This is a genomic window from Micrococcus sp. HMSC067E09, from assembly GCF_001812555.1.
Classification (GTDB): Bacteria; Actinomycetota; Actinomycetes; order Actinomycetales; family Micrococcaceae; genus Micrococcus; species Micrococcus lylae.
This window is the reverse complement of the sequence record NZ_KV809417.1, coordinates 123321-140766: the sequence shown is the minus strand read 5'-3', so window position 1 is coordinate 140766 and position 17446 is coordinate 123321. Positions and strand designations below refer to the sequence as shown.

Here is a 17446-nt window from a genome sequence, read left to right as displayed (position 1 = left end):
GTGGAGTGCACCACCACGTCCGCGCCGAGGTCGAGGGGCCGCTGGAGGTAGGGCGAGGCGAACGTGTTGTCCACGACCAGCAGCGCGCCGGCGTCGTGGGCGATCTGCGCCCAGGCGGCCAGGTCCGCGATGCCGAGCAGCGGGTTGGACGGCGTCTCCACCCACAGCAGCGCGGTGCGGCCGGGGCGGACGGCGGCGGCGACCGCCGTGGGGTCGGTGATGTCCACGGGGGTGTTGGACACGCCCCACGGCTCGAGGACGGTGGTGATGAGGCGGTGGGTGCCGCCGTAGCCGTCGCCGCCCAGCACGATGTGGTCGCCGGGGCGCAGCACGGCCCGCAGGAGGGCGTCCTCGGCGGCGAGCCCGGAGGCGAACGCGAACGCCCGGTCGCCGTGCTCGAGGGCGGCGAGCTGGGTCTCGAAGCCGTTCCGGGTCGGGTTGGAGCCGCGGCTGTACTCGTGCCCGGCGCGCAGCACGTTGATGCCATCCTGCACGAAGGTGCTGGTCTGGTAGATCGGCGGCACCACGGCGCCGGTCAGCGGGTCGGGCTCCTGGCCGGCGTGCACGGCGGTGGTGGTGAAGCCGCGGACGGCGGGACGGGAGACGGAGCGGGTGGTGTGGTGGACGGCGGTCATCTCAGCGCACCTCCTGGGTGACGGCGGTGGCCTCGGGGACGGCGGGCGTGGTGGCGGGGACGGCCGGCCCGGCGGCGGACACCGCGGCCAGGGCACGGTCCAGGTCTGCGATCAGGTCGTCGGGACACTCCAGCCCGATGGAGAGCCGGACGGTGGTCTCGGCGATCCCGGCGGCCTCGCGCTGCTGCCGCGTCAGGCGACAGTGCGTCATGGTCGCCGGGTGGGAGACGAGGGACCGGGCGTCGCCGACGTTGACCACCAGTTGGAACAGCTCGAGCGCGTCGAGGAACGGAGCCACCGTCTCGGGGCCGCAGGCCAGGTCGAAGGAGAACACCGAGCCGACGCCGTCCGGGAAGTCGCGGGCGGCCAGCGCAGCGCTGGGATGCCCGGCCACGCCGGGGTGGTGCACCCGCGCGACGGCGGGGTGCCCGGCCAGGTGTTCGGCCACGGCCAGGGCGGTGGCGGTGTGGCGGGCCACACGCAGGTCGAGCGTCTCGAGCCCCTGGATGAACTGCGCCGCGCTCGCGGGGGCGAGGGTGGGGCCGAGGTCGTGCAGGAACTTGCTGCGGGCCAGCGTCAGGTAGGCGCCGCGTCCGTGCCGCTCGACCAGAGTCTGACCGCCGTAGCGGGCCTTGGGCCGGGCCAGCTGCGGCCACCGGTCGGGCGCCGCGCCGTAGTCGAACGTGCCGCCGTCCACGATCGCGCCGCCGAGCACCGCGCCGTGCCCGCCGAGGAACTTGGTGGCCGAGTGCACGACGACGTCGGCGCCGTGCTCCAGCGGCCGGTAGAGGGCCGGCGTCGCGAGGGTGCTGTCCACCACCACGGGCACGCCGGCCGCGTGGGCGAGGTCCCCGAGCGCGGGCAGGTCCGGGAGGGTGGCGAGCGGGTTGGTGATGGCCTCGAGGAAGAACGCGCGGGTGTCGGGCCGGACCGCGGCGGCCCACGCGGGCGGGTCCGCCGGGTCCGCGAAGGTGACCTCGATGCCGAAGTCCGCGAACGTGTCCGTCAGCAGGTCGACGGTGCCCCCGTACAGCCGGCTGGAGGCGACCAGGTGCTTGCCGCCCTGCAGCAGCGCCAGCAGGGACAGCGCGACGGCGGCCTGGCCGGTGGCCGTGGCGATCGCGCCGATGCCGCCCTCCAGCGCGGCGAGGCGGTTCTCGAACACCGCGACGGTCGGGTTGCCCGTACGGCTGTAGGTGAAGCCGGGGGTCTCGAGCCGGAACATCGATGCCGCCGTGGCGTGGTCCGGGAAACGGAACGCCGTGGTCTGGTGGATGGGCGGGACGACCGGCCGGTGGGGCGCGGCGGGCTCGTAGCCGGCGTGGACTTGTTGTGTGGCATGACGGGGCATCTGCTCTCCTCCATCGTTCCTGGCGGTAGCACCGGGCCTGCCGTTCCCGTGAGTCCGGGGTCGGCGGGCTGGTTGCTGCGGCGTCGTCGAGCCAGATCTCTCGGCCGCTCTGGATGGGTGGTGAGCCCATCCCACGCGGCGGGGCCGCCGCGAGTCCAGCGGAGGTCCGGTCAGCGCGTCACAAGGGCGGACCCGCCGCCATCCGGAACCTGCCGGTGCGCTCCGCAGGTGCGGCGAGGCCCGGGTGACCCGCTGTGACGGACCTGCCGCCGGTGCCCGTCATGCCGGCGGTGCCGACTCCGTCGGCCAGCGGCGGGAACCGGCGCGTGACGCCACCCGTCGGCGGGCTGGGACGGGCCCGGCCCGGATGCCTACGGTCGGCCCACCCACCCACGGAAGGACCGCCCATGACCACTCCCGTCCTCGACCGCACCGACACGACCACCCGTCCCGCCGACGCCGGGACCACCGACGCGGGGGTGCCGACCACCGCGCACCCGGCCGACCGGCCCCAGTTCCTCGCCGCCCGCGCACGGTTGGCGCCCGTGTTCGCCTGGCTCGCCGAGACCGCCGCCGAGCGGGACCGCGAACGCGTGACCGATCGCGAGGCCACGGACCGCCTCGCCGCCGCCGGCTTCCCGGGGCTGCGCGTGCCCGAGGACGCGGGCGGGGCCGGGCTGACGTTCCCGGAGGCCGCACGCCTGTACGTGGAGCTCGCCGAGGCCGACTCGAACGTGCTGCAGGCCCTGCGAGTGCACGTGGTGAACGTGGAGACGGTGCTCGGCTCGCCGGCCGGTGCCCGCCGCGAGCGGTGGCTGCACCGCTTCGTCACGGGTGAGACGGTCGCAAACGGGACCACGGAGATCGGCAACCGCACCGGCCACTACGAGACCCGCCTGACGACGCGTCCGGACGGCTCGGCGGTGGTCAACGGTCGCAAGGCCTATTCCACCGGGACGCTGTACGCGGACTGGACGATCGTCGTCGTCGAGGACGAGGACGGCGCCGAGCGCGCGGCGACCGTGCGCTCGGACGCCCCCGGAGTGACCCTGCACGACGACTGGGACGGATTCGGCCAGCGGCTGTCCGCCTCGGGAACCACGGAGTTCACCGACGTGGTGGTGGATCCGGACGAGCTCACGCCGGTGGGCCAGTCCCTGGACGACGGCTCGTCCATCTTCGCCTCGCAGGCGATCTTCCAGTTCGTCCACCTGGCGGGCCTGACGGGCATCGCCCGCGCCGTGGTGCGCGACGCGGCGGCCTATGTGGCCGGGCGCACGCGCGGCTTCTCCCACGGTGCAGCCCCGCGGCCCGGTGACGATCCGCAGGTGCTGCAGGTGGTGGGCGAGCTGGAGGCCGCCGCGTTCGGGGCGCAGGCGGCGCTCGACGCCGTCGTCGGGCCCCTGGACCGGGCGCTGCGGGCCGAGGCCGCGGGCGCGCCCCTGGCCGAGGCCGAGGTGGACGCGGTGTACACCGCCGTCTACGCGGCCCAGCAGGTGATCGCCCGGACCGCCCTCGACGCGGCGACCCGCCTGTTCGAGGTGGGCGGGGCCTCCGCGACGCTGCGCACGCGGGGGCTGGACCGGCACTGGCGCAATGCGCGGGTGCTCGCCAGCCACAACCCGCTGATCTACCGCGCCCGGCTGCTCGGCGACCGCGCCGTCAACGGCACGCCGCTCGAGCGCCACTACCGCCTGGGCGGCTGACACCCAGGACGTCGTGGCACCGGGTCCCGGGGACCCGGTGCCACGCCGAGGAAGACGGTCGCCGATGTGGTCGCACCGCTCCACCGACCCGGCGGACGCGGTGCAGTACCCCTACAAGCGGGGCCCAGAGGCCATGGCGACTGCCGCACGGCAGATCGATGCGGCGATGGACGTCATCGCGCCCGCGCTGGAGCACATGGCCCAGGACTGACGTTCCCCACAGCGAACGGCCGCGCGGCTCCGTGGGGCGTCTCTGCGTCAGTGAGAGTCCCCCGCGTAGCCCGATGGATTGGCCTGTTGCCATGCCCAGAGATCGCGCACCATGGCGTCGGTGTCACGGCAAGCCCGCCACCCCACGGTCTCAGCGATGGCATCCACAGACGCGCATGACGCAGCGATGTCACCGGGTCGGCGCTCGACGACCTGGAACGGCACCGGGCGACCGGTGACGCGTTCGAACGCCTGAATCATCTCGAAGACCGTCACCCCTTCGCCGCGGCCGATGTTCCAGACTCGCACCCCGACCTCTTCCCCGGGCCTGGCCACCATCCATTCAAGGGTGGCCACGTGGGCCTCGGCCAGGTCCATGACGTGGATGAAGTCCCGCACGGCGCTGCCGTCACGCGTGGCGAAGTCGGCGCCGAAGACGTTCAGTTTCTCGTATCGCCCGCCGGCGACTCGCGCCACGAACGGCATCAGGTTGGCGGGAACGCCCTGCGGGTCCTCCCCGAGACGACCGGAGGGATGCGCGCCGACGGGGTTGAAGTAGCGCAGCACTGCCACCCCCATACGACGCTCCGCCTCGTGCATGTCCCGGAGCACCTGCTCCGCCATGAGCTTGGAGTGCCCATAGGGCGTGACCGGCGCGACAGCGGCATCCTCCCCCACCGGCACCGGCGCTTCATCCCCGTACACCGTGGCGGAGGAGGAGAAGAGGAAGGCGCGCACACCTGCTGCATTAGCGACCTGGGCGACGGCGGCGGTACCGGCAACGTTCACCATGTAATACGACGCTGGATCGGCAAGTGACTCCGTAGGCGATTTCAGTCCGGCGAAGTGGACGACGGCATCCGGGCCGAATTCCAGCACGGCCTCCCTGTAGGACACGGGCTCACGTACGTCGGCTCTGTGAAACCTGAGGCGCGGTCCTCCGAACGTCACACCAGCCAGCTCCGCCACTCGCTCCAGGGGAACAATCGTGCTCGAGACCGGGCTGTCGAGCACGAGGACATCGTGACCGGCGTCGAGCAGGACACTGACGGTGTGGGAGCCAAGGAATCCGGCGCCACCGGTGACAAGTACGCGCATGGGGCAGATTCTATCGACTGGCCTGCGCGCCCACCCCATCACCTAGAGTGCTAGCATCCTACCCATGACCGAGAAGTCCCAGTTCAACGTCTATCTGCCGCGCGAGCTCGTCACCCGGGTGAAGCACCGCGCCGTGGATGAGAACACCAGCCTGTCCGCGCTCGTGGAGAAGGCGCTGACCCAGTACCTGGAGAAGGAGCAGTCATGATCGTGCACCCCGTCATCACCACCCCGAACCCGGAGCGGTGGATCGCCCTGCTGAAGGCGCTCGGCGCCTCGGTGTCCACGCACGACGACGGCACTCACCTGGCCGAGTTCGCCGGCGGTCGGCTCTCGGTCGCCTCCGGAGACTCCCCCGGCGTGGAGTTCGGCCTCGAGGAGGTCCGAGGCGAGCTGCCGGTGAAGAGCGGCGCCGTGCAGGTGGCCCCACTGCTGTGCACGCCGCAAGTCGAGAAGACCGCACAGATACTCGCGGGCCAGGGGCTGCAGAGGCGGCTCACCTCGGACAGCGGCGACTGGGCGGACCTGGTCGGCGACGGGATCGTGGGCGTCCACATCGGCCGAGAGGAGTCCACGGTGATGGCCTTTGAGGCCGCGGATGTGGGGTCCTTGAAGGAGCCGCTGGAGGGGGCCGGGTTCCGTGTGGCCCTGGTGGATGAGGCCTACGGCCGGACCCTGCGCGTGGAACACCCCGACGATCCCCGCCAGGAGGCTGAGATCTGGATCAACGAGACCCAGACCGACACCTACGGGTACACGCGACACGAGGAGGACTGAGCCGGCGATCCGCGACAGACCGTGAAGACCCACCTCCTTCCCGGCGAACGCCATCACCGGTGGCGCACAACGGCCGGCCCCGGAAGCGCTCCGGGGCCGGCCTGATCGTCCAACGACGGGCCTCCTTCGGCCCGGCCCCCACGTACCCAACCTCCGTGGTCAGAGCAGCTAGGCGGCGCGGCGGCGCAGCAGCAACCACACCCCGGCTGCTGCCAGGACGACCACGCCCGCACCAATGCCCACGGTGCCCCAGATCCCCGCAGAGCCTTCGGAGGGCGCCTCGGCCGCAGCATCGCCTTGTTCGGATGCCTCCCCGGTCTCCGTCGCATCAGTTCCGCCAATAACCCCGCGGATCCAGTCAAACTGATCGGCCACCGGCGCCACTGCGACAGCGGCATTGGAGGTCATCTCCTCCTCGGTCGGATTGTCCGGGTCTTCGAAGAGCCCGGCGGACATGATGGCGGCGACCTTGCCGTCGGCAAAGATCGCACCCCCGGAATCGCCCGGCTGAATGCGTGCGCCGCCCTTCAGTGCGACCTCAAGGGCCTTGGGTGCATCGAAGAGTGCAAGCGGCGACTCCCCACGGATCTCGGCACGGGCAGAGGGCAGCTTGGTGGAGCCACCCGAACCGTCGGAGGACCAGCCGTAAATATTCACATCCCCGGTGGGCACCTCGTCTGCCACCTCGGCGAATTGCTCCAGGGCCATCTCCTGCTCGGTGTGCAGCAGGGCGATATCCCCACGAGGGGCGATCTCGTGGCGATCGACCTGGTACACCTGCTGCTGATCCCCCTGGCCGATTCGCACGGAGCCCCCTGGCTTGGCCGCGGCATCAACGCAGTGGCGGGCGGTGATCACCCAGTGGGGATCAATCGCGGTTCCGGTGCACACTCCGTCATCCGGGTCGGAGTCATCGACACGCACGGAGACAACCGGCTTGGCTTCCTCGGTGTCCTCCGCGAAGGTTGTGCTCTGCAGTGCATAAGCAGGCCCAGCGCTGAGCGTGACTGCTGCGATCACTCCGGCGACGGAGCTAACGGCGAACTTCTTCATTCTCTTCCTTTCCAACGACCGCGATGATGCGGCGAAGCAGCGTTTCGACGGGGCCACGCGCAAACACCGCAAGCCAGACAAAAGAGATGACGATGGCGCCGGCCAGGCTGACCCAGATGCCGAACCATGTCGGCGCGAGCCAATCGGCTGTGAGCACATGGAGGCAGTACACGGTCAGTGGCATGCGACCCAGTGGCGCGAGCCAGCCGAACCAGCGCTGCAGCAGGCAGCACAGCGAGCACATACCCACCGACGCCCCGATGCTGCCCACGACATCGCCAAGGCCTCCGGTGTGGCCGTTGGCGTCAAAGAACCCCGGCAGCTGGATGTACCAGCGCAACGCAAGATTCACGACGAATAACCCCATCCCGACCACGAAGCCGAGAACGAGGCGCCTGGGGGCGACCATGTGCCTTTGGAACAGCATTCCGGCGACCATCAGCGTCGCCCACATCACTGGCGAGTAAGGCCAGAACGCGGCAATCAGCACCACTGATCCGGAGGCCAGCACCGCCGAGCCGAAGGCCAGGACACAGGCCAGCCACAGGAGCACCGGCGAGCTCCAGCGCGGTGCCCAGGCGAGCAACGCCATGCAGAGTCCGATGGTGCCGAGCACCACAAACACTTGCCCGGCGAACGGGGCGAGTGCGAAGTGCATGCCGATCAGGCACAGCCCGCGCACGATGAACTGGGCGGGGCGCGCCCGCATGTAGCCCATCGACACCCCGGAGATGAATGCGAAGAGCGCGGCCGGGAAGCCGTAGAGCACCTGTACGGCCAAGCCGTCAAGGAAGGTCAGGTGCGCGGTCATCATGCCGACGAGCGCCACGGCCCGCGCAACGTCGACACCAACGTTTCGGTTCTGCACGGCCAGGACGCTACGCACCCCGATGTTGCGAGAGCGTAAACGTACGAAGAGCCGTCGTCGCGACAGGCAGGCAGTTACGCTCGATGCCATGACGATCCGTGTTCTCGTCGTCGATGACGAAAGCTACCTGGCCGATGCCATCTGCACCGCGCTGAACGGCGCGAACATGGAAGCTGACGCGGCCTATGACGGTGCGGCTGCGCGCTCGCTCATCAACGAGATCCGCCCCGATGTCCTCGTGCTGGACCGGGACCTGCCGGGCATCCACGGCGACGACATCTGCCGCTGGGTCGTCGATACCCACCCGGCCACGAGGGTGATCATGTTGACCGCCTCGGGGACGCTCGACGACCGGCTGACGGGCTTCGACCTCGGCGCGGACGACTACCTTCCCAAGCCTTTCGAGCTCCCGGAGCTGATCGCGCGGGTTGCCGCGCTGGCCAAGCGCAACCTGCCGGTGCGCGGCGAGATCTACCGCTGCGGCAACGTACGACTGGACACCTCCCGCCGGGAGGTCACCCGAGGCGGTGCACACGTTTCACTCAGCCCGAAGGAGTTCGCGGTACTGGAAGTGCTCATGGGGGCAGCCGGCGCGGTGATCTCCACGGAGGACCTGCTCGCGGAGGCCTGGGATGAGAACGCCGACCCCTTCACGAACTCCCCGCGCGTGACGGTCTCACACCTGCGCAAGAAGCTGGGCGAACCGCGCATCGTGCACACCGTGGCAGGCTCTGGTTACTACGTGGCAGAGGTGCCGCGGTGAAACTGAGTCTGCGCGCGCGCATCACGGTGATGTTCGTGGCCACCACCCTGGGCGTGGGCCTGGCGCTGATCGGGCTGGTGTACGCCTATTTGAAGCTCACCCCGGTGCCGTTTCTGGCCCAGATCCCCACCCCGGATGACGGCCTGGTGATTGACGGGGCAGTGCCGATCACCGATGAGATTCTGCGCCGCGTGCTGCTGGCTTCCGCGGCTGCTCTGGCGCTGCTGACCGCAGTCGCCGGACTGATCGGTTGGTTCGTGGCCGGTCTGGTGATCAAACCGCTGCGGGAGATCGCACACGACGCTGCGACCGTGACCCGCGGTGACCTGAGCGCTCGGATCAGCCACGAGGGGCCCGCGGATGAGGTGGGTGAACTGGCGGCTGCGCTCAATGCGATGCTCGACGAGCTGGCGGATGCCCTCGAGCGGCAACGCCGTTTCGCGTCGAATGCCTCTCACGAGCTGAAGACGCCGATCGCGACGATTCAGACGATGGCAGATGTGGCGCTGGCCGGCGGCGACGACGTGCCGCTGCGGGAGACCTTGGGCCGGATTCGCGAGGTGAACGCGCGGGCCGCGGAGACCATAACCGCGTTGCTGCAGCTGGCGAACGTGGACGTCCGCGACAGACAGGAGATGAATTTGGCTGCGCTGTGCCGTGACATCACGCGCGGGCAGGGCGTGCCGGTGGCAGCCGAGCCGGTCACGGTCACTGCCTCCCCGGCCCTGGTGCGCCAGGCGGTGGAGAATTTGGTGCGCAATGGGATCACCCACGGTGAGGACGCGTCGTTGACCCTGACCAAGGTGGGCCAGCATGCGGAGATCGTCGTGGAATCCGGTGGCCCTGCCTTGGACACGGCCGAGATCCGTACCTGGGTCGAGCCTTTCGCCCGGTCCCAGCGGACCGCAGGTGCCGGCCACGGTCTGGGTCTGGCACTCGTCGACGCCATTGCGAAGGCCCACGGCGGTTCGTTGGAGCTCACGCCGCGCGATGGAGGTGGGCTCGCGGCGACGCTACGCCTACCTGCTTGGACGAGCTGTGACGCGGCGCACTTCTGACCCCTTACTCGTCTCCCTCGTCGAAAATCAGCTCGATCGGCTCCGTCTCCCGCAGTTCGTGGCCCCAGACGTCGAAGCCGTCATCGCCACATCAGAAGAATACGTCGAAATCTTGCGCTTCTATCGACACATTGGCCGTGTCAAGGTTAGGCGGCAGGCTTTGTCAAACGCCAGACCGCAGTGCACTGGCCCAGCAATATCCGAAGATGCAGTCGCATGTCCAGTGGCCGCACTGCCCCGAGGAATGCCGCATCTGCCTGCGGATAGTTCGCCGCAACGAATGAACGCGCGCGGACCACGAATCCGTTCACTCGGATCACCCAACGGCACCCGGGGAGATGACACCGAGCCCAGCCGTCTCCGCCGCTTCCCCAAGCCGACGGTCATAGGTCAAGACAGCATCAGCATCAAGGCGAATGGCAGCCTCCAGATGCAAGGCATCGAGAGCACGCAGATACTGCATCGGCAGGAAGCCTGCGGATCGATACGTTGCACGGTCGAGAGCCGCCAACGACACGCCCTCCAAGAGTGCGCTCACTTTCGACTGGCCCCGACCTTCCCGGACAGCCATGCGACGCAGTTCGGTCTCCAGAAGATCACTCGAGACAAGGCGCGCATCCTCGCGATCAAGCCAGTTCACTAGCTCTTGAGTCTCGGGCTGAGCAACAAGCAGTGCGCCGAGCGCGGACGTATCGACATACACCAGCGGAGCGGTACTCACACCCGATCGCCCCGCAGATCGTCGAGGATTCGGTTCATCGGCCGATCGCGGTCAGTCGGCTGAGGCTTCAGATCGGACCAACCACCGACTCGCTTGGCCGGTCGCGAGATGCGTAGCGCGGACGACGGGGCATCGAGCGGAACGATGCGCCCGACGGGGATACCGCGATTGGTCAGCACAAACGAATGCCCCTCGCTCACCTCACGCAGCACGCGCCCAGATTCGTTGCGCAACTCGCGCTGCGAGAGGCTCTCGCTGTGCGCTTCAGCCGTACTCATGCACCGATCGTAGCACCCGTGCTACACGTTGAACCGGAACTCCACCACGTCCCCATCCCGCATGACGTACTCCTTCCCCTCCATACGGACCTTGCCGGCAGCCTTCGCCTCCGCCATAGACCCCGCAGCGATCAGATCGTCGAAGCTCACGATCTCTGCCTTGATGAAGCCGCGCTGGAAGTCGGTGTGGATCACGCCGGCGGCCTCCGGAGCGGTCGCACCGACGGGGATGGTCCAGGCGCGCGTCTCCTTCGGCCCCGCGGTCAGGTAGGTCTGCAGGCCGAGGGTGGAGAAGCCCACGCGGGCCAGCTGGTCCAGGCCGGACTCCTCCTGTCCTGCCATCTCCAGCATCTCGGCGGCCTCCTCGGCGGAGAGGTCCACGAGCTCGGACTCGAGCTTGGCGTCCAGGAACACGGCCTGCGCCGGGGCCACGAGCTCCCGCAGCTCGGCCTGCCTGGCCTCGTCCCCCAGCACACCCTCGTCCGAGTTGAACACGTAGATGAAGGGCTTGGCGGTGAGCAGGTTGAGCTCGCGCAGGTGCTCCAGCTCCAGCCCGTCCTTCGTCACGCCGGTGAAGATGGTGTCCCCGCGCTCGAGGACGGCCTGGGCGGCCTTCAGCGCGTCCAGCTCGGCCTGGGTGCGCTTCTTGCCCTTGACCTCCTTCTCGATGCGCGGGATCGCCTTCTCCACAGTCTGCAGGTCCGCGATGATCAGCTCGGTGTTGATGGTCTCCATGTCCGAGGCCGGGTTCACCGTGCCGTCCACGTGCACCACGTCGCCGTCCTCGAAGGCGCGCACCACCTGGGCGATCGCGTGGGCCTCACGGATGTTCGCCAGGAACTGGTTGCCCAGCCCCTCGCCCTCGGAGGCGCCCTTCACGATGCCCGCGATGTCCACGAAGGACACCGTGGCCGGCAGGATCCGCTCGGAGCCGAAGATCTCGGCCAGCTGCGGCAGGCGCTCGTCCGGCAGGTTCACCACGCCCACGTTCGGCTCGATCGTCGCGAACGGGTAGTTCGCCGCGAGGACGCTCTGGCGGGTGAGTGCGTTGAACAGGGTCGACTTGCCCACATTGGGCAGTCCCACGAATCCGATAGTCAGTGCCACGGTGGACCATCCTACCGGCGCGCCGGGACGGGTAGCGTGGTCCCTGTGAACCCGAGCGCCTCCCCCACCGGCAGCCCGCTTCCCGACGACGGCACCCCGCCTTCCGACGGCACCCCGCCCTCCGAGGGCGTCCCGGCCGAGCAGGTGGTCGGCTTCTCCGCCGCGATGGCCCCGCTCATCGACCTGGCCGTGGAGCACGGCCTGGACCTGCTGGGCCGGGGACAGGACCTGCAGCCCACCGTCCTGGCCGTCACCGCGGAGGGCATGCGCGGCATGTGGACCGAGCCGGACCTGACGCCGGAGGACGCCGCAGGGTTCGTCGGACGGATCGAACCGCGTCCGGCACGCGCAGTGGCCGTCTTCGACGGCGGTGTCCAGACGGACGAAGGCCTCACGCCCGCCTACTTCGTGGAGTCGTTCGAGGCCGGGCAGGACGTGTCCGTGCGGCTGGTGGTCCCGCATGACGTGGGGCACGCCGAGGAGGGGATCGCACCGAAGGCCCTGGGCGAGCCGACTCTGGTGGCCAACGGGCCGAACCCGCTCGCGTGAGCCGCCGCCCGCCGGGCACCCATGACAGCCGGGCACCCATGACATCCGTCATGTCCACCTGCTGACACCCAGCAGTTCTCCTGGCACCCCTGGTGAATCAGGCTGGTGCCATGAGCAGCACACAGCAGACCACACAGCAGACCTCAGCCCCCGAGACCTCCGCCCCTGACACCGCAGGCTCCGATCTCGCCGTCTCCGCTGCGAACGTGCAGAAGCACTTCGGGAAGGTCCGCGCCGTGGACGGCGTCGACCTCACCGTCCCGCGCGGCGAGGTGATGGCCCTGCTCGGCCCGAACGGCGCCGGCAAGACCACCTTCCTGGACATGGTCCTGGGCTTCACCCGCCCGTCCTCCGGCGCCCTCGAGGTGTTCGGTGGCAGCCCGCGCCGTGCCGTCGCCGACGGCCGGGTCGGCGCCGTCCTCCAGACCGGAGCCCTCCTCGAGGACCTCACCGTCGCACAGACCCTGCGCTACGTCGCCGGCTGCCACCGCCGCCACCTCCCGGTCACGGACGTGATCGAGCGTGCCCAGCTCGGCCCGCTCGCCTCCCGCCCGGTGAAGAAGTGCTCCGGCGGCGAGAAACAGCGCCTGCGCTTCGGCCTCGCCCTGCTCACCGACCCGGAGCTGCTCGTCCTGGACGAGCCCACCGCCGGGATGGACGTCGGCGCCCGGGCCGAGTTCTGGGACGCCATGCACGCCGAGGCGGACCGTGGCCGCACAGTCGTCTTCGCCACCCACTACCTGCAGGAGGCCGCCGACTTCGCCGACCGCATCGTCCTGATGCGTCAGGGGCGCATCCACACCTCCGGCACCGTCCACGAGCTGACGGAGGGCGCGCCGCGCACCGTCTCCTGCCGGTGGGCCGGCTCCGGCTCCCCCGCCGAGGTCGCCGCCCGCCTGGGCATCGCCCTTCCCGACGACGGCCCCGCCGCTTCCGGTGACCGCGTCGCCTTCTCCGTCATCGACGGCCCGGAGGCCTCCGACCGCCTCGTCGCCGCCCTGCTCACCGAGGGCCTCGGCCACGACGTCGAGGTCGAGCGCGCCACCCTCGACCGCGTCTTCCTGGACCTCACCGCCTGAATCCGCCCGCACCGCACGGAAAGGATCTCCCCATGACCGCCGCCGCCGGCTCCGACGCCGCCCTGTCCTCACCCCGCGGACCAGGCGCCCGCCTGGCCTCCTTCGTCGGCCACGACCTGATCCGCCAGCTGAAGTTGGTTGAGTCCGTCTTCTTCATCGCCGTGCTTCCCACGGCCCTGTTCCTCATGTTCGGCGCGCTGGCCGAATGGGGGGACGCACAGGTCGGCAACGGCAACATGGTCGCCCACACGATGCTCTCGATGGCCCTGTACGGTGCCGTCACCGCCACCACCGCCATCGCCGGCTCGGCCGCAGTGGAACGCCAGCTCGGCTGGGGCCGCCAGCTGTCCCTGACGGCCCTGTCCGGCACCGCCTACATGCTCGGCAAGGCGATCGTCGCCGTCTGCGTCGCCGTGCTACCGGTGGCGCTGATCTACGCCGTCGGCGCCGCCACCGGCGCGGAGCTGGACGGGGCCTGGCGCTGGGCCGCCTCCGCCGGCCTGACCCTGCTGGCCGCCGTGCCGTTCGCCTTCTACGGCCTCGCCGCGGCCCTGCTGTTCCGCTCCGAAGCCGCCGTGGGCGCCGCCTCCGGCATGCTCGTGGTGTTCAGCTTCCTGGGCAACCTGTTCATGCCGCTCAACGGCCTGTTGCTGGACATCGGCCGCTTCACCCCGCTCTACGGCCCCGGCGTCCTGGCCCGGTGGCCCATGATGGAGGGCAAGGTCGTCGCCACAGACGGCAGCGTCACCACGGACCCCCTGTGGGCCGCCGTGCTCAGCGTCACGGTCTGGACGCTCGTCTTGCTGGGGATCTGCCTGCTCGCGAACCGGCGGAGGACCACCCGATGAACAACGGCCATCCCGACCCGGCGGACACCGTGGACGCTGTGCCCCGCTCCCGCGTCCTGCCGCGCGAGGAGTGGGGTGCCGTCCTCGGCTTCGCCGGCGTCTGGCTCGTCTTCCTGCTCATGGCGGTCGCCTCGGTGACGGTCGCGCGGATCCAGGCCGGGGACGCCGCCGGCGCCGCGGTCGCCGTCGGCTCCGGTGTCCTGTTCACCGCGGTGTACCTCGTCTCGTTCATCGTCCCGGACCCCGTCCCGTCCTGGCCCCGTCCGGCGAACACCGGCCTCTACACCCTGGCGCTCGTGCTCGTCACCGCCCTGTTCGCCACCACCGCCGGCTCGGCCGCGATCAACGTGGTCCCCTACTTCGCGGCCGTCTGGGTGTTCTCGCAGCGCCGCCGCACCGCACTGACGGCCGTCGCCGTCATCGCCGCAGCCGGCGTGGTGCTGGCCTTGCTGTTCACCGACGGTGAGCCGCGGATCTGGCTCACCGGCTCCATCCTGGTGGCCACCGCCGTGATCGTGGCGGTGCGCCTGGCCTCGGACAGCGAGGATGCCATGACGGCCGTCCGCCACGAACTGGACCTGTCCCGCCAGCGGGAAGAGCTCGCCCGGGACGTCCACGACGTCCTCGGCCACTCCCTCACCGCCGTCCATGTGAAGGCCCAGCTGGTCACCCGCCTGATCGACGTGGACCCGGCCCGGGCCAAGGCGGAGGCCGAGCAGATCGTCACGCTGACCCGCTCGGCGATCGGCGAGGTCCGCTCCACCGTGGACGGGCTGTCCGCCCCACAGCTGGCCACCGAGCTCGCCGGCGCCCGCCGCGTGCTCTCGGACGCGGGCATCCGCGCGGAGGTCCCCGGCATCGAAGCCGTCGCGCAGGTGCCCGCACAGGCCGCCGAACTGTTCGCCTGGACCCTGCGCGAGGCCGTCACCAACGCGGTCCGCCACTCCGGCGCCGCGCGCGTGCGCATCACCCTCGCCGCCGACCGTCTGACGGTGGTGGACGACGGCGTCGGACCGGACGGCCCCGTCCCGGTGAGCGGCCCCGGTGAGGCGAGCGAGCCGTCGTCGTCACGCCGCCGCGGCACCGGCCTGGCCGGGCTGCGGGCCCGGGCCCGGGCCGCCGGAGGCACACTGGAGGTGCGCCCGGAGCATCTGGGCACCGAGCGTCCCGGCACCCGAGTGGAGGTCACGCTGTGAACACCGACGCCCCGCTGCGCCTGCTGCTGGCGGACGACCAGTCCCTGGTCCGCGCCGGCCTCGCCGCGCTGCTGGACCTGGAGCCGGACATGGAGGTCGTCGCCCAGACCGACTCCGGCGCCGCGGTGGTGGACCTGGCCCGCGAACACGCAGCGGACGTGGCCCTGCTGGACGTCGAGATGCCGGGCGTGGACGGGATCGAGGCCGCCGCGGCGCTGAAGGCGTCCGGGCTCGCCTGCCGGGCGCTGATCGTCACCACGTTCGGCCGCCCCGGCTACCTCTCCCGCGCCCTGGAGGCCGGCGCGGACGGGTTCGTGGTGAAGGACGTGCCGGCAGAGGAGCTCGCCGACGCCGTCCGCCGCGTGTCCCGGGGGCAGCGCGTGGTGGACCCCTCGCTGGCGGCCGAGACCCTCTCCCTGGGCGGCAGCCCCCTCACCGGCCGCGAGCGGGACGTGCTCCGCGCCGCCCTGGACGGCTCGCCGGTGCGGGAGATCGCCGCCACCCTGCACCTGTCCCCCGGCACCGTGCGCAACCACCTCTCCAGCGCCATCGGCAAGACGCACACCTCCACCCGCGCCGAGGCCGCCGCCGTGGCACGAGACCGCGGCTGGCTCTGAGGTCCCGGGCCCGGGCCCGAAGGGGCGCGGAGGCCCGGGACCGGAGGGGCGCGGCGGCCGGGGGACGGAAGCCGGAGGGGCGCGGCGGCCCGAGGCCGGAGGGTCGCGGCGGCCCGGGGCCCGCTGCGCCGCCCGGGGCCCGAAGGGGCGCGGCGGCCCTGACCGGCGACGACGGCCTACCCTGTCCGCCACGGGTGGCACCCTGGGATGCATGGACGTCTTCTCCCTGATCCTGGGCCTCGGCCTGGGCCTGGTACTCGGCGCCGGGCTGGCCGCCTGGCTGCTCTCCTCCCGTGCCCGCCTGCGTGAGGAGGAGTTGCGCCGTCGCTCCGAGCGCGCCGCGGACGAGGCCGCGCAGGCCCGCGAACGGCTCGCCCGCGCGGAGACGTCCGTACGGATGCTCGAGCAGGGCCGGCAGGAACAGGAGGACGCCCGCCGGCGGGACGCGGACGTGCTCAAGGCCCTGGCGCCGATGGGCGAGCGCATGCGCCACCTCCAGGAACAGGTGGCCGTGCTGGAACGGGACCGCGTGGACCAGTTCGCCGCACTCGGGGAGCAGCTGCGCCAGGCGGCGCGGACGGACTCGGCGCTGATGCACCGGACCACCGAGCTGCTCTCCACCCTGCGGTCCACCACCGCACGCGGCCACTGGGGCGAGGTGCAGCTGCGCCGCGTGGTGGAGGCCGCGGGGATGGTGGCGCACACGGACTTCTCCGAGCAGGTCACGCTCTCAGGCGCCGACGGGCAGCGACTGCGCCCGGACCTGCTGGTGCACCTGCCCGGCGGAAAGGCCCTGGCCGTGGACGCCAAGGCCCCTGCCGCAGACGGCGTGGCCGCCCAGCACCTGGCGGACGAACACGACGACCAGGCCCGCGAACGCCGGGAACAGCTGCGAGCCAGCCACGCCGCGGCCGTGCGCCGCCACGTGGACGCGCTCGCCCAGAAGTCCTACTGGTCAGGGCTGGACGAGAGCCCGGAGCTGGTCCTGTGCTTCCTCCCTTCAGAGTCCCTGCTGGCCACCGCACTCGAGGAGGACCCCGGCCTGCTGGACCACGCCTTCTCCCGCGGGGTGGCCCTCGTGGCTCCGGTGTCCCTGCTGACGGCCCTGAAGTCCGTGGCGCACGCCTGGCGGCAGGAGCGCATCGCCGAGGACGCGCACGAGGTGGTGGCCGCCGCCCGGCAGCTCTACGACCGTCTCGGCACCCTCGCCGGCCACCTGACGAAACTGGGCTCCTCCCTCGGCAAGTCCGTGGAGCACTACAACCGCCTGCTCGGCACCCTGGAGAGCCGGGTGCTGCCGTCCGCACGGCGGATCCAGGAGCTGGACCCGCAGCTGGAGCCCCCGCTCTCCGGCGCCGCGCCGGTGGAACAGCTGCCCCGCCCGCTCTCCGCGCCCGAGCTCACCGCGCAGCAGGGCGAGCTCTGGCCGGACGGCACTGAGGGCCAGGAGTCCGACGGGCGGCGCTGACCCGCACGGGCTGGACAGGCAGGACCGAAACGCGTGACACAGAGCACATTCCCGGCTGTCGCGC

20 protein-coding genes and 1 riboswitch are annotated in these 17446 nt (G+C 71.0%); of the genes, 12 read left to right on the top strand and 8 right to left on the bottom strand.

Features of this window, described 5'->3' with window-relative positions; all coding sequences use genetic code 11:
• Together HMPREF2863_RS02400 and HMPREF2863_RS02395 are read right to left on the bottom strand one after the other, a co-directional pair.
• On the bottom strand, positions 1 to 635 hold a 635-nt coding region (locus HMPREF2863_RS02400; protein ID WP_141756347.1), incomplete at its 3' end, for an aminotransferase class I/II-fold pyridoxal phosphate-dependent enzyme.
• A gap of 1 nt (position 636) precedes the next feature.
• Entirely contained in the window at positions 637 to 1986 is a 1350-nt protein-coding gene (locus tag HMPREF2863_RS02395; RefSeq protein WP_070637643.1) for an O-acetylhomoserine aminocarboxypropyltransferase/cysteine synthase family protein, read from the bottom strand.
• A 7-nt stretch (positions 1987 to 1993) separates the two neighbouring features.
• A riboswitch (SAM riboswitch) is annotated at positions 1994 to 2106 on the bottom strand.
• 287 nt (positions 2107 to 2393) lie between these two features.
• Here HMPREF2863_RS02395 and HMPREF2863_RS02390 point away from each other — a divergent pair.
• Both HMPREF2863_RS02390 and HMPREF2863_RS12000 read left to right on the top strand, forming a co-directional pair.
• The gene (locus tag HMPREF2863_RS02390) at positions 2394 to 3692 is read left to right on the top strand and encodes an acyl-CoA dehydrogenase family protein (RefSeq protein WP_070637641.1); all 1299 of its coding nucleotides are present in this window, start codon (positions 2394 to 2396) and stop codon (positions 3690 to 3692) included.
• Between the two features lie 64 nt (positions 3693 to 3756).
• Complete coding sequence (locus tag HMPREF2863_RS12000; RefSeq protein ID WP_168165749.1) at positions 3757 to 3903, top strand: hypothetical protein; 147 nt, start codon at positions 3757 to 3759, stop codon at positions 3901 to 3903.
• Between the two features lie 47 nt (positions 3904 to 3950).
• Here HMPREF2863_RS12000 and galE read toward each other — a convergent pair whose 3' ends face one another.
• Positions 3951 to 5000, bottom strand: a complete 1050-nt coding sequence (galE, locus tag HMPREF2863_RS02385) for a UDP-glucose 4-epimerase GalE (protein WP_070637639.1) — start codon at positions 4998 to 5000, stop codon at positions 3951 to 3953.
• A 64-nt stretch (positions 5001 to 5064) separates the two neighbouring features.
• On the opposite strand from galE, the gene HMPREF2863_RS02380 reads away from it, so the two are divergent.
• Together HMPREF2863_RS02380 and HMPREF2863_RS02375 are read left to right on the top strand one after the other, a co-directional pair.
• On the top strand, positions 5065 to 5208 hold the full coding sequence (locus HMPREF2863_RS02380; RefSeq protein ID WP_067189397.1) for a ribbon-helix-helix domain-containing protein: 144 nt from the start codon (positions 5065 to 5067) through the stop codon (positions 5206 to 5208).
• A complete protein-coding gene (locus HMPREF2863_RS02375) occupies positions 5205 to 5777 on the top strand; it encodes a hypothetical protein (protein ID WP_067189399.1) in 573 nt (190 codons plus the stop codon). The genes HMPREF2863_RS02380 and HMPREF2863_RS02375 overlap by 4 nt, the downstream gene beginning before the upstream one ends.
• Positions 5778 to 5945: 168 nt before the next feature.
• Here HMPREF2863_RS02375 and HMPREF2863_RS02370 read toward each other — a convergent pair whose 3' ends face one another.
• Positions 5946 to 6830, bottom strand: a complete 885-nt coding sequence (locus tag HMPREF2863_RS02370) for a trypsin-like serine protease (RefSeq protein WP_067189401.1) — start codon at positions 6828 to 6830, stop codon at positions 5946 to 5948.
• The gene (locus HMPREF2863_RS02365) at positions 6811 to 7698 is read right to left on the bottom strand and encodes a DUF418 domain-containing protein (RefSeq protein ID WP_067189415.1); all 888 of its coding nucleotides are present in this window, start codon (positions 7696 to 7698) and stop codon (positions 6811 to 6813) included. The genes HMPREF2863_RS02370 and HMPREF2863_RS02365 overlap by 20 nt, the downstream gene beginning before the upstream one ends.
• Before the next feature lie 94 nt (positions 7699 to 7792).
• Between HMPREF2863_RS02365 and HMPREF2863_RS02360 the strand changes: the two genes are divergently transcribed.
• Positions 7793 to 8461, top strand: a complete 669-nt coding sequence (locus HMPREF2863_RS02360) for a response regulator transcription factor (protein ID WP_067189416.1) — start codon at positions 7793 to 7795, stop codon at positions 8459 to 8461.
• Positions 8458 to 9519, top strand: coding sequence for a HAMP domain-containing sensor histidine kinase (locus HMPREF2863_RS02355; RefSeq protein ID WP_067189403.1), 1062 nt, complete (start codon positions 8458 to 8460; stop codon positions 9517 to 9519). The genes HMPREF2863_RS02360 and HMPREF2863_RS02355 overlap by 4 nt, the downstream gene beginning before the upstream one ends.
• Before the next feature lie 316 nt (positions 9520 to 9835).
• Here HMPREF2863_RS02355 and HMPREF2863_RS11380 read toward each other — a convergent pair whose 3' ends face one another.
• From HMPREF2863_RS11380 to ychF, 3 genes are read right to left on the bottom strand one after another with little or no spacing between them, the layout of a single operon-like run.
• A complete protein-coding gene (locus tag HMPREF2863_RS11380) occupies positions 9836 to 10240 on the bottom strand; it encodes a type II toxin-antitoxin system VapC family toxin (protein ID WP_082739628.1) in 405 nt (134 codons plus the stop codon).
• Entirely contained in the window at positions 10237 to 10518 is a 282-nt protein-coding gene (locus HMPREF2863_RS11375) for a type II toxin-antitoxin system Phd/YefM family antitoxin (RefSeq protein ID WP_082739630.1), read from the bottom strand. The genes HMPREF2863_RS11380 and HMPREF2863_RS11375 overlap by 4 nt, the downstream gene beginning before the upstream one ends.
• 21 nt (positions 10519 to 10539) lie before the next feature.
• Positions 10540 to 11625 (bottom strand): redox-regulated ATPase YchF, encoded by a 1086-nt coding sequence (gene ychF / locus HMPREF2863_RS02350; RefSeq protein ID WP_067189405.1) that lies wholly within the window; start codon positions 11623 to 11625, stop codon positions 10540 to 10542.
• Positions 11626 to 11670: 45 nt separating this feature from the next.
• Here ychF and HMPREF2863_RS02345 point away from each other — a divergent pair, with 45 nt between their 5' ends.
• The 6 genes from HMPREF2863_RS02345 (at position 11671) to HMPREF2863_RS02320 (ending at position 17382) form a co-directional block, all read left to right on the top strand.
• Positions 11671 to 12174 carry a hypothetical protein gene (locus HMPREF2863_RS02345; RefSeq protein WP_246828803.1) on the top strand — a complete coding sequence of 168 codons (504 nt, stop codon included), beginning with the start codon at positions 11671 to 11673 and terminating at the stop codon, positions 12172 to 12174.
• Between the two features lie 110 nt (positions 12175 to 12284).
• The gene (locus tag HMPREF2863_RS02340) at positions 12285 to 13253 is read left to right on the top strand and encodes an ABC transporter ATP-binding protein (RefSeq protein ID WP_082739632.1); all 969 of its coding nucleotides are present in this window, start codon (positions 12285 to 12287) and stop codon (positions 13251 to 13253) included.
• A gap of 32 nt (positions 13254 to 13285) precedes the next feature.
• The gene (locus HMPREF2863_RS02335; RefSeq protein WP_246828802.1) at positions 13286 to 14101 is read left to right on the top strand and encodes an ABC transporter permease; all 816 of its coding nucleotides are present in this window, start codon (positions 13286 to 13288) and stop codon (positions 14099 to 14101) included.
• Complete coding sequence (locus HMPREF2863_RS02330) at positions 14098 to 15297, top strand: histidine kinase (RefSeq protein ID WP_083315167.1); 1200 nt, start codon at positions 14098 to 14100, stop codon at positions 15295 to 15297. Before HMPREF2863_RS02335 ends, HMPREF2863_RS02330 begins: the two co-directional genes overlap by 4 nt.
• Positions 15294 to 15914: a response regulator transcription factor gene (locus HMPREF2863_RS02325; RefSeq protein WP_067189409.1), complete on the top strand. Its 621-nt coding sequence runs from the start codon at positions 15294 to 15296 to the stop codon at positions 15912 to 15914. The genes HMPREF2863_RS02330 and HMPREF2863_RS02325 overlap by 4 nt, the downstream gene beginning before the upstream one ends.
• A 211-nt stretch (positions 15915 to 16125) precedes the next feature.
• On the top strand, positions 16126 to 17382 hold the full coding sequence (locus HMPREF2863_RS02320; RefSeq protein WP_067189410.1) for a DNA recombination protein RmuC: 1257 nt from the start codon (positions 16126 to 16128) through the stop codon (positions 17380 to 17382).
• Positions 17383 to 17446: the final 64 nt, after the last annotated feature.

What these genes read in the sequence shown, in the direction of transcription:
- HMPREF2863_RS02395 (WP_070637643.1), bottom strand. Translation starts at nt 1,986, where the DNA reads ATGCCCCGTCATGCCACACAACAAGTCCACGCCGGCTACGAGCCCGCC.
- HMPREF2863_RS02390 (WP_070637641.1), top strand. Translation starts at nt 2,394, where the DNA reads ATGACCACTCCCGTCCTCGACCGCACCGACACGACCACCCGTCCCGCC.
- HMPREF2863_RS12000 (WP_168165749.1), top strand. Translation starts at nt 3,757, where the DNA reads ATGTGGTCGCACCGCTCCACCGACCCGGCGGACGCGGTGCAGTACCCC.
- galE (WP_070637639.1), bottom strand. Translation starts at nt 5,000, where the DNA reads ATGCGCGTACTTGTCACCGGTGGCGCCGGATTCCTTGGCTCCCACACC.
- HMPREF2863_RS02380 (WP_067189397.1), top strand. Translation starts at nt 5,065, where the DNA reads ATGACCGAGAAGTCCCAGTTCAACGTCTATCTGCCGCGCGAGCTCGTC.
- HMPREF2863_RS02375 (WP_067189399.1), top strand. Translation starts at nt 5,205, where the DNA reads ATGATCGTGCACCCCGTCATCACCACCCCGAACCCGGAGCGGTGGATC.
- HMPREF2863_RS02370 (WP_067189401.1), bottom strand. Translation starts at nt 6,830, where the DNA reads ATGAAGAAGTTCGCCGTTAGCTCCGTCGCCGGAGTGATCGCAGCAGTC.
- HMPREF2863_RS11375 (WP_082739630.1), bottom strand. Translation starts at nt 10,518, where the DNA reads ATGAGTACGGCTGAAGCGCACAGCGAGAGCCTCTCGCAGCGCGAGTTG.
- HMPREF2863_RS02340 (WP_082739632.1), top strand. Translation starts at nt 12,285, where the DNA reads ATGAGCAGCACACAGCAGACCACACAGCAGACCTCAGCCCCCGAGACC.
- HMPREF2863_RS02335 (WP_246828802.1), top strand. Translation starts at nt 13,286, where the DNA reads ATGACCGCCGCCGCCGGCTCCGACGCCGCCCTGTCCTCACCCCGCGGA.
- HMPREF2863_RS02330 (WP_083315167.1), top strand. Translation starts at nt 14,098, where the DNA reads ATGAACAACGGCCATCCCGACCCGGCGGACACCGTGGACGCTGTGCCC.
- HMPREF2863_RS02320 (WP_067189410.1), top strand. Translation starts at nt 16,126, where the DNA reads ATGGACGTCTTCTCCCTGATCCTGGGCCTCGGCCTGGGCCTGGTACTC.